The organism is Streptomyces sp. Isolate_45 (assembly GCF_024721315.2).
Classification (GTDB): domain Bacteria; phylum Actinomycetota; class Actinomycetes; order Streptomycetales; family Streptomycetaceae; genus Streptomyces.
In genome coordinates, this window is sequence record NZ_JANFAK020000232.1 from 1 (window position 1) to 10266 (window position 10266).

Genomic DNA, 10266 nt, shown 5'->3' on the forward strand with positions numbered 1-10266 from the left:
GGCCCGCCGGCCAGCTGGGTCAGCGTGCTCAGCCCGGCGCCCACCGCCCGGGCGAACCCGGGGACGGTGCGGTGCAGCAGGGCCCGGGCCGCGCCGAGGCGGGCCCGCCACGCGTCGGCCTCCCCGGCCCCGAGGCGGAGCCTGGGCGGGCGGGCGAAGCAGTTGCGGTGCGGATCGAGGTCCTCCAGGGCCACCGGCGCCGTTTCCGGGTCCGGGGACCAGGTCCGTACGGGCAACCAGCGGGCGTCGCCCGCGGTCGGGCCGAAGCGGTGCTCGGCGCGGCCGTCCCCGGCGGCGTACCCCTCGTCGGTGACGCGCAGCGCGGCCCGCCCGTCGGTACCGGGCTCCCCGAGCCGGAGCAGGCCCAGCGTCGGGAGGTACACCTCGCCGTCCCGGTAGGCCACCTCGGCGGGCAGGGAGAGCCCGCCCCGCAGCACGGCGGCGGCCGTCAGCGCGGCGAGCCCGCGGGCGGCCCGGGAGCCGTCCGGGCGCATGTCCCGGGCCGCGTCGAGGGCGGCGAGCACCCAGGTACGGGTGAACGGGTGGTCCAGTACGGCGTCCAGGGCGGTGGCGCCCGTCTCCCCGGCGGCCTCGACCCCGGACAGCAGCTCCCAGGCGCGCAGCCATTCGGGGTCGGCTGCGAGGTCCTCGTGCAGGCGGGCCAGCAGGATCCGGGTCAGTTCCGCCTGGGAGCGGGCGAGTTCCGCGGGGTCGGCGAGCTCGGGGGCGCTCTCGCGGACCGCGGTCCGTCCCTCCACCCCGTCCACGAGCTCGCGCAGGTCGGAGCAGTAGACGGAGGGGTGGTCGAAGCCCGGCCCGTCGGCCCCGTCCTCCCGGTAGCGGTGCGTGTAGAGGCCGCCGCCGCACGAACGTACGACCGGGCAGCGGCGGCACGTGTCGCTGACGCCCGCGAGGCCCAGCTGCCGGGCCCGTACGCCGGGGTGGGCGGCGACCTCGTCGAGGGAGTGGTCGAAGACGTTGAACCCGGTGGCGGCGGCGCCCTCGTAGGCGCTCTTGAGGGAGTCGACCTGCTCCAGGGTCCCGTCGGTCTCCACGACGACGAGATCGGTCGGCGCGAGCCCGAGGGACTCGGTCAGGCTGGGCCCGCCGCGCAGGGTGGACAGCAGGGACTCGAAGAGCCGTACGGGTACCGGTCGTCCCAGCCGGTCCCAGTGGTCGAAGACCCGCAGCAGCCAGCGTGCGTAGGCGTCGGGGGCGCCGTCGGGGCGGACCGGCGGGGCGGCCCAGGTGGCGTGCGGGAGCAGGAAGTCCACCCGGGGCGGCTCCAGCTCGACCAGGGCGTCCAGCACGGCGACGGGGTCGTTGGCCACGTCCACCGTGCACAACAGGCCCTGGTAGAGGTGGTGGTAGGGCTCGGACCGGAGCAGGGCGACCGCGGCGAGGACCAGCGGGTGGCTCGTACGGCCGTCGGCGAAGCGGCGGTGGCGGTCGTTGGCGGCGCGGTCCCCGTCGAGGGAGACGCCGACCCGGACGCCGTACTCGGCGAAGAGGTCCAGGTAACGGCTGGTGAGTTGCAGCCCGTTGGTGTGGATCCGCAGGTCGAGGGCGGCCGTTCCGGCGAGCGCGCGGGTGAATTCCTCGCACACGAGGCGGAGTCGGGCGGTGCCCGCCAACAGGGGTTCCCCTCCGTGGAGGATCACCGTGACGGAGGGGAGGGCATGGTCACGGGCATGTTCGGCGAGCCGTGACGCGGTCCGGGAAATGACCCCGGGGGAGATCGCTTTCGGACGGGCCCGCCAGCTCTGATCTGCGTGTTCGTAGACGTAGCAATGATCACAAGCGAGATCGCATCTGCTGTGAACCTTCAGGACGATCTCGCGAAATGCGATCAGGCCGGTCATTCCGCCAGTCTAGAGCGCGTACTTCCGCGTCAGAGCGCAGAGTTGAAGATCGGTGCCTGCGCGTGACGACCGGATTCCGACGGAAGCACCCGGCCGAGCGTCGCGGCGGCGGCCGCGCCGCGCACGTCGATCCGCGCGAGCGGGACGCGCCGGTCCCTGTCCGTGCTGGTCGGGGGGGTTGCGGAAGTGTTCACGACACCGTCCTCGGGGAGGCCATGTGAAATGGGCGGGGAAGACCTCAGCGCGTTGCTGCTGTCAAGCGTGGACTTTACTCGGCCACACCCCAATGGCAACCGAGACATGACGCCTGGTCAAGCGTTCCATGGAAAGCGTGCCGCATTTCTCGGGGAGGGGTATTCGGCCGTTTGCCCCACGGCAAGATCCTTTTCTCCGGCGGCCCGCTCCGGGGCGCATTCCCGCCGTCGGTCACCCCGGCCCGGAGCACCGGACGCCCCGCCGTCGGCCGCCGTCGCCTCAGGCGGGCTGGCGGGTGTCGAGCGGGGGCGTGGGCAGGTCGCGCAGCAGCCAGGTCAGTACGTCGGGCAGCGCGCGCAGCGCCGCGAAGTGGGCGGCGGCCGGGTCGATGCTGGTGGTGGCGCCGGGGATGCGCCGGGCCAGCCAGCGGGAGTGGCCCACGGGGGAGAACACGTCGAGTTCCCCGTGCCACAGGAGGACCGGGCAGCGGATGTCGGCGGGGTCGAAGCCCCAGGGGCCGCTGAAGGCGAGGGCGTCGTCGATCCAGCCCCAGGCGGAGGTCCGCAGGCCCTCGCGGTAGTTGCGCAGCAGCATCGCCCGCAGCCCCGCGTCCGAGACGATCATGCGGTCGTTGTCGGTCAGCTCCCGGCGCAGTTCGTCCAGCAGTCGTCCGGGGTCCCTGCGGATGCCGTCGGCGCGCGGGATCAGCCGGGCGGCCAGCTCCTCGGGGTCGTCGGAGGCGGTGGTGTACTCCCGTACGTTCGAGGCGGCCATCCCCGCGAACCAGTCCAGGTCCTCCGCGTCCCGGGGGGCGAGGGGGACCAGGGCGGCGGTGCGGGTGACCCGGTCGGGGAGCAGCGCGGCGCAGGCCAGGGCGCCGGGGGCGCCGCCCGAGCGGCCGGCCACGGTGAAGGTGTCCAGACCCAGGGCGTCGGCGATGGTGGCGACGTCCCCGGCCACGTCGGCGACGGTGCGGCCCCGGTGGCGGTCGGAGCCGCCGTACCCGGGCCGGTCGTAGGCGATGAGCTGCGTCCGCCGCTGGTAGAGGACCATGCCCCGGGGGGCGGGGCCCAGGCGGCTGCCGGGGGTGCCGTGGAGCAGGAAGACGGGTTTGCCGTCCGGGTCGCCCCGGCGTTCCGTCATCAGAACGCGTCCGTCCGCGGTGCGCACCTCTTGGCGCACGCGCTCCCTCCCTCACGTCGGTGCGGGCCGTCGGTCAGGCCGATTGTGCTCTTCCGTCGGGGAACGCGATAGGGCGCACTCCGCGGGAAATTCTTGTGAAAGTTTTCACAAGTGGGCGGAGGTCTATGGTCCCGCGTCATCCCAGCAGGTCGGACGCGTGCGGGAGGGGGAGTGAACGGACGTGAACGGTCCTTCGGCCCGCCTGGTCAGGGCTTTTTCGGCGCCGCCGCTTCCGCTTTCGGGTGTCGAATTGAGACATCAGGAAAAGGTCGAAATGAAGGAGTCCTGCCATGCGGGCCAACGAGATGGTGGACGGACTGGTCCAAGGGGCGCTCACGGCGCTCGGCCGGTTCGAGTCGTTCAACCAGGAGCAGGTCGACCACATCGTCAAGAAGGCCTCCCTCGCGGCGCTGGGCCGGCACGGCGACCTCGCGAAGCTCGCCGTCGAGGAGACCGGCCGCGGCCTCTTCGAGGACAAGGCGGTCAAGAACCTCTTCGCCTGCGAGCACGTGGTGAACTCGATGCGCGGGCTGAGGACCGCGGGCGTCATCCGCCGCGACGAGCTGAACGGCATCACCGAGATCGCCGAACCCGTCGGCGTCGTCTGCGCGATGACCCCGGTCACCAACCCGACTTCCACCACCGTCTTCAAGGCGCTGATCGCCCTGAAGACCCGCAACCCGATCATCTTCGCCTTCCACCCCTCCGCGCAGAACTGCTCCGCCGAGGCCGCCCGCGTCGTCCGTGACGCGGCCGTCGCCGCCGGCGCCCCGGAGGACTGCGTCCAGTGGGTGACCGTCCCGTCCATGGAGGCCACCGCCGCCCTCATGAACCACCCGGGCGTCTCCACCATCCTGGCCACCGGCGGCAACGCCATGGTCAAGGCCGCCTACTCCTGCGGGAAGCCGGCCCTGGGCGTCGGCGCGGGCAACGTTCCGGCGTACGTCCACAAGAGCGCCAAGCTGGGCCGGGCGGTCCACGACATCGTGCTCTCCAAGGCCTTCGACAACGGCATGATCTGCGCGTCCGAGCAGGCCGTGATCCTGGACGCGGAGATCTACGAGCCGGGCCTCGCCGAGTTCAAGCGGCTCGGCGCGCACGTGGTGAGCGCCGCCGAGAAGACCAAGCTGGAGCAGTTCGTCTTCGGCACGACGGCCCACGCCGCCGACTGCTCGGGCGCCAGGCTCAACCCGGCGGTCGTCGGCAAGTCCCCGCATTGGATCGCCGAACAGGCGGGGTTCACCGTCCCCGAGGGCACCTCGATCCTCCTCGCCGAATGCGACGAGGTCGGCGAGGGCGAGCCGCTGACCCGCGAGAAGCTCTCCCCGGTACTGGCCGCCCTCAAGGCCTCCGACACCGAGCACGGCCTCGAACTGGCCGCCGCGATGGTCGAGTTCCACGGGCTGGGGCACAGCGCCGCCATCCACGCCGAGGACGAGGCCCTCGTCGAGGAGTTCGGCCGCAAGGTCAAGGCGGTCCGCGTCATCGCCAACTCGCCCTCCACCTTCGGCGGGATCGGCGACGTCTACAACGCCTTCCTCCCCTCCCTCACCCTCGGCTGCGGCTCGTACGGCCACAACTCGGTGTCCAACAACGTCACCGCGGTGAACCTGATCAACGTCAAGCGGATCGGGCGGCGCAACAACAACATGCAGTGGTTCAAGGTCCCGCCGAAGATCTACTTCGAGCGCAACTCCATCCGCCACCTCGGCGAGATGGAGGGCATCGGCCGGGTCTCGATCGTCACGGACAAGACCATGGTCGCCCTCGGTTTCGTGCAGAGGGTCACCGACATCCTGGGTGCCCGCGAGGGCGCCGTCGCCATCCAGGTCATCGACACCGTCGAGCCCAACCCGGAGCTCGCCACCGTCCGGGCCGGGGCGGCGATGATGCGCGACTTCCGGCCCGACACGATCATCGGACTCGGCGGCGGCTCGCCGATGGACGCCGCGAAGATCATGTGGCTGATGTACGAACGCCCGGAGGTGGAGTTCGCGGACACCAAGGAGAAGTTCTTCGACGTCCGCAAGCGCGCCTACACGTTCCCCTCGCTCGGCGAGAAGGCGAAGATGGTCGCCATCCCGACCACCTCCGGCACCGGCTCCGAGGTCACCCCCTTCGCGGTCATCTCCGACCCGGCCGCCGCCCAGAAGTACCCGCTCGCCGACTACGCGCTGACCCCGAACGTCGCCATCGTCGACCCGGTCCTGCCCATGGGGCTGCCGCCCACGGTGACCGCGGACTCCGGATTCGACGCCCTGACCCACGCCACCGAGGCGTACGTGTCCGCGTACTCCAACGACTACACCGACGGGCTCTGCCTCCAGGCCATCAAGCTGATCTTCGAGAACCTCCAGCGGTGCGTGGTCGACGGACCGAACGACCCCGAGGCCCGCGAGAAGATGCACAACGCCTCGACGGTCGCGGGCATGGCCTTCGCCAACGCCTTCCTGGGCCTGGTGCACGCCATGGCCCACACGCTGGGCAACACCTTCAAGGTCGCCCACGGCCGGACCAACGCGATCCTGCTGCCCCACGTGATCCGGCACAACGGCACCGTCTCCCACAAGGCCACCCCGTGGCCGAAGGCCGAGGTCTACCGGGCCCCGGAGCGGTTCCAGGAGATCGCCCGGATGCTCGGGCTGCCGGCCGCGACCCCGGCCGAGGGCGTCGAGTCCTACGCCCGGGCCGTCGAGGAACTGCGCACCAGGTGCGGGATCCCCGCCTCCTTCGCGGAGGAGGGCGTGGACGAGGAGGCCTTCGTGGCGGCCCTCCCGGTCCAGGCCATGAACGCCTACGCCGACCAGTGCGCCCCCGCCAATCCGCGGATGCCGATGATCGACGACATGGAGCAGCTCATGCGGCAGGCCTACTACGGCAACGCCGAGGGCGCCCCGGCCGGAGCGGGGGAGCCCGCCGAGGAGCCCGCCGACGGCGAGGAGTAGCACCCCCGGCGCACGCCGGAAGGGCCCGCCCGGGCCGGCGGGACCCGGGCGGGCCCTCGGCGTGCGCCGCCGATGTGCTCGGGCTACGCGGGCGGGACCCGGAGGGGGGTGGGGACCAGCAGGGCCGTCGCCGAGCGGGCCCGCTCCAGGGCGGCGGCCCGGTCGGCGCCGCGCTGGCCCAGCACCACGCGGGTGCTCAGCCCGTCCAGCAGCGCGAGCAGCTCCGAGGCCCGGGCGGGCACGTCCAGGGGGGCGAAGCGGCCCTGCTCCACGCCCTTGGCCAGCAGTGCCTCCAGGTCCCGCTGCCAGCCCTCGTCGATCTCCTCCTGGGCGGCCTTCAGCGGCTCGTTCGAGGCCGTGCGGGCCCACAGCTCGATCCACAGGGTCCAGCGTGGGTCGCGCGGGCCGAGCGGCAGGTACAGCTCGACGAAAAGGGTGAGCTTGCGCTGGGCGGTGACCCGACGGGCCATCAGTTCCGCGCGCTCGCCGGTCAGTTGGGCCTCGCTCCAGCGCAGGGCCTCCAGGAGGAGCCGGTCCTTGCTGCCGAAGTAGTAGAGGATGTGGCCGCCGCTGGTGCCGAGCCGCTCGGCGAGCGCGGACATCGTGAGCGCGGCCAGGCCGTCCTCGGCGATCGCCGCCATGGCCTCTTCCAGCATCCGCTCCTGGGCGATCCGCCCGTCGCGCCGCCGTACCGCTCCAGCCACCGGTCCGCCTTCCTGATCTTCCTGGCCCGACCTTATCCCGGACAGGGTCTTGACGGGGCCGCCATCCAGCGCGCATCTTGAATGCCATTCAAGAACTTAGAACGTCATTCAAGGTTCGTAGTCGAGTCAGGGGCCCGTCATGAGACAGCAGGAGACAGCCGACGTCGACGAGGTGTTCCGGGTCGAGACCCACGGGATCGACCCCATCCCCGACGCCGAGCGGCACGGCAGCGCCAAGGACCTCTTCTGGCTCTGGTTCGGCTCCAACCTCACCTTCACGTACGTGATCAACGGCGCCCTCGCCGTGGCCTTCGGGCTCTCCTTCTGGCAGGCCGTCGCCGTGGTCGTGGTCAGCGGCCTGTCCTTCTTCGCGATCAGCGCCGCCGGACTGAGCGGCATCCGCACCGGCACCGCCACCCTGGTCATCTCCCGCGCGGCCTTCGGGGTCCGCGGGAACTTCCCGGCCGGCGTCCTGAACTGGGTGGTGAGCATCGGCTACACCATCGTCAACACCGTGGTCGGGACGCTCGCCCTGGAGGTCTTCCTCGCCGAGGTCGGCCTCGGCGGCGGCACCGCGGTCCGCGCCCTGGCGCTCACGGTCACCCTCGCGCTGACCTTCGCCGTCGCCATGTGGGGACACGCCACCGTGCAGTTCGCGGAGCGGTGGATGGCCTACGTCCTGGCCGCCGGATTCGGCGTCCTGCTGCTCTTCGTGCTGCCCGGCGCCGACACCTCCGCGCCGGCCGCGGCCCCCGGCCTGTCCGGGTGGAGCCTCGCCTTCGTCGTCATGCTCGCCGGACCGTTCTCGTACCTGCCGATGCCCGCCGACTACACCCGCTACCTGCCCCGGACGACCTCGCTGAAGTCGATCACCTGGATGGGAGCGCTGGGCGGCTTCGTCTCCTCCGTGGCCCTCGGCGTCGCGGGCGTCGCCGCGGCCACGCAGACCGACATGACCGACGCCGTCGCCGGGGCCGAGAGCCTGCTGCCCGGCTGGTTCCAGCCCCTGTTCCTGGCGCTCGTCCTCGGTGGCTCCGTCACCAACTCGATCATCACGCTCTACTCCTCCAGCCTGAACCTCCAGGTCCTCGGCATCCCCTGGAGCCGCGCCCGCGCCATCGTCATCAGCGCCGCCGTCACCGCCGCGGGCTCGCTGGCCGCCCTCTTCCTCACCGACTTCACCACCTCCCTGCTCTCCTTCCTCTCCCTGCTGATCATCGTGTTCGCGCCCTGGGGCGGGGTCTTCCTCGCCGACATGCTGATGCGCCGCTGCCACTACGACGCCGAGGCGCTGCACTCCGGCAGCGAAGGCGCCTACTGGTACCGCTCCGGCTACCACCCGGCCGGCCTCGCCGCCCTCCTCGCCGGCATCACCTTCTCCGCCCTGACCTGCGACTCCGCCCTCTGGACCGGGCCGCTGGTGGCCCCCCTCGGCGGCGCCGACCTCACCCTGCTGGGCTCGGTGGTCGCCGGGCTCACCTACTGGGCCCTGGCCCGGCGCGTGCCCTCGTACGCCCCGGCCGCCTGACGGCGCCCCTCCCCTCCCCACCCCTCTGCACAGGAGCACCACCCCATGGCACAGCAGCCCTTCCCCGCCGACCTGCTGCTCACCGGAGCCCGCATCCACACCGTGGACGCGGACCTGCCCGAGGCCGAGGCCCTCGCCGTGCACGACGGCCGGATCGTCTGGGTGGGCCCCGACGCCGGCGCCGACGCCTGGGCCGGCCCGGACACCGAGCGCATCGACGCCGGCGGGAAGCTGGTCCTGCCGGGCTTCATCGACGCCCACAACCACGTCCGGCTCGGCTCCGACGACGCCTGCGTCCAACTGGCCGGGGTGCGCACCCTGGAGGCCATCCTCGACCGCATAGGAACCTGGCACGAGGCCCACCCGGACGCCCCCTGGATCGAGGCCGAGGCCTTCGACTACTCCGCCATCCCCGGCGGCCGGATGCCCTGCGCCGCCGACCTCGACCCGGTCACCGGCGACACCCCCGCGATCGTCCTCTCGTACGACGTGCACACGGCCTGGCTGAACACCGCCGCGATGCGCCGCCTGGGCGTCACCCGCGAACGCACCGACCTGCCCTTCGGCACCGCCGCCGTGGACCCGGCCACCGGCGAGCCCACCGGCTTCGTCAAGGACTTCGCGATCAAGGGGCTCTCCCTGGAAGGCCACCGCGCCCTGCGCGACCTCGGCGTGCCGTGGGCCTCGCCCGACCGGCAGTACGGACGCCTCGCCAAGAGCCTCGACGACGCCATCGGCTTCGGCATCACCACCGTCGTGGAGCCGCAGAACTCCCTCGACGACCTGGAACTGTACGAGCGGGCCCGCGCCGAGGGCCGGCTGCGCTCGCGGATCGTCGCCGCGCTGTTCCACCCGCGCGGCACCACGGAGGAGGAACTCGACGCCTTCGCGGCCGCCGCCCGCAGGTACGCCGGGGACCGGCTGCGGGTGGGCCCGCTCAAGCTCTACATCGACGACGTGGTGGAGCCCCGCACGGCCGCCCTGCTGGAGCCGTACACCGGCTGCGGCAAGCACCGGGGCGAGACCTTCTACCCGGCCGAGGAGTTCGCGGAGCTGCTGGCCGGGCTGGACGCGCGGGGTTTCCAGTGCTTCGTCCACGCCACCGGCGACCGGGGCATCCGCACCGTCCTCGACGCGGTGGAGCACGCCCGCGCGGTCAACGGCCCGCGCGACGCCCGCCACCAGGTCGTGCACGTGGAGTGCCTGGACCCGGCGGACGTGCCCCGCTTCGCGGAGCTGGGCGTGGTCGCCTGCATGCAGCCCCGGCACTGCGCCCCGGAGATCGCGGGTCCCGGCCAGGACTGGGCGGAGAACGTCGGCGAGGACCGCTGGCACAAGGCCTGGCCGATGCGCAGCCTGCACGAGGCGGGGGCCGTGCTGGCCTTCTCCAGCGACTGGAACGTGGCCGAGATGGACCCCATGGTCGGCATCTACACGGCGATCACCCGCCGCCCGCTGGGCGGCGGCGACCCGTGGCAGCCGGCCGAGACGGTGGACGTGCGGACGGCCGTGCACGGCTACACGATGGGCTCCGCCCACGCCAACTTCCTGGAGGCCGACCGGGGCTCGCTGACCGTGGGCAAGGCCGCCGACTTCGTCGTCCTGTCCCGCGACATCCTCGCCATCGCCCCGGAACGCATCCCCGGCACGGTCGCCGAGACGGTGGTCGTGGCGGGCGAGGTGGTCCACCGGATCGCCTGACGCCCGCCGCGGACCCTTCGTAGGGTGGAGGGGGGGGGGGTGGGGGGGGGGCGGGGGGGGGGGGGGGGGGGGGGGGCCGGGGGGGGGGGGGGGGGGGGGGGGGGGGGGGGGGGGGGGGGGGGGGGGGGGGGGGGGGGGGGGGGGGGGGG

Annotated in this window: 7 protein-coding genes; 3 read left to right on the top strand and 4 right to left on the bottom strand. The window is 72.7% G+C overall.

Annotated features, from left to right (window positions below; translation table 11 throughout):
- From fxsB to NOD94_RS37995, 3 genes are all read right to left on the bottom strand, one after another.
- The coding region (fxsB, locus tag NOD94_RS37985) for a radical SAM/SPASM protein FxsB, inactivated metallohydrolase extension form (RefSeq protein ID WP_281210808.1) at positions 1-1862 on the bottom strand (1862 nt) is incomplete at its 3' end.
- Between the two features lie 29 nt (positions 1863-1891).
- Positions 1892-2056, bottom strand: a complete 165-nt coding sequence (gene fxsA, locus NOD94_RS37990; protein ID WP_281210809.1) for an FxSxx-COOH cyclophane-containing RiPP peptide — start codon at positions 2054-2056, stop codon at positions 1892-1894.
- A 280-nt stretch (positions 2057-2336) separates the two neighbouring features.
- Complete coding sequence (locus NOD94_RS37995) at positions 2337-3239, bottom strand: alpha/beta hydrolase (protein ID WP_281210810.1); 903 nt, start codon at positions 3237-3239, stop codon at positions 2337-2339.
- Between the two features lie 290 nt (positions 3240-3529).
- On the opposite strand from NOD94_RS37995, the gene adhE reads away from it, so the two are divergent.
- On the top strand, positions 3530-6184 hold the full coding sequence (gene adhE / locus NOD94_RS38000; RefSeq protein ID WP_281210811.1) for a bifunctional acetaldehyde-CoA/alcohol dehydrogenase: 2655 nt from the start codon (positions 3530-3532) through the stop codon (positions 6182-6184).
- A gap of 83 nt (positions 6185-6267) precedes the next feature.
- On the opposite strand, the gene NOD94_RS38005 is transcribed toward adhE, so the two are convergent.
- Complete coding sequence (locus NOD94_RS38005) at positions 6268-6888, bottom strand: TetR/AcrR family transcriptional regulator (RefSeq protein WP_281210812.1); 621 nt, start codon at positions 6886-6888, stop codon at positions 6268-6270.
- 139 nt (positions 6889-7027) lie between these two features.
- Between NOD94_RS38005 and NOD94_RS38010 the strand changes: the two genes are divergently transcribed.
- Both NOD94_RS38010 and NOD94_RS38015 read left to right on the top strand, forming a co-directional pair.
- Complete coding sequence (locus tag NOD94_RS38010; RefSeq protein ID WP_281210813.1) at positions 7028-8416, top strand: cytosine permease; 1389 nt, start codon at positions 7028-7030, stop codon at positions 8414-8416.
- Between the two features lie 45 nt (positions 8417-8461).
- A complete protein-coding gene (locus tag NOD94_RS38015; RefSeq protein ID WP_281210814.1) occupies positions 8462-10117 on the top strand; it encodes an amidohydrolase in 1656 nt (551 codons plus the stop codon).
- Positions 10118-10266: the final 149 nt, after the last annotated feature.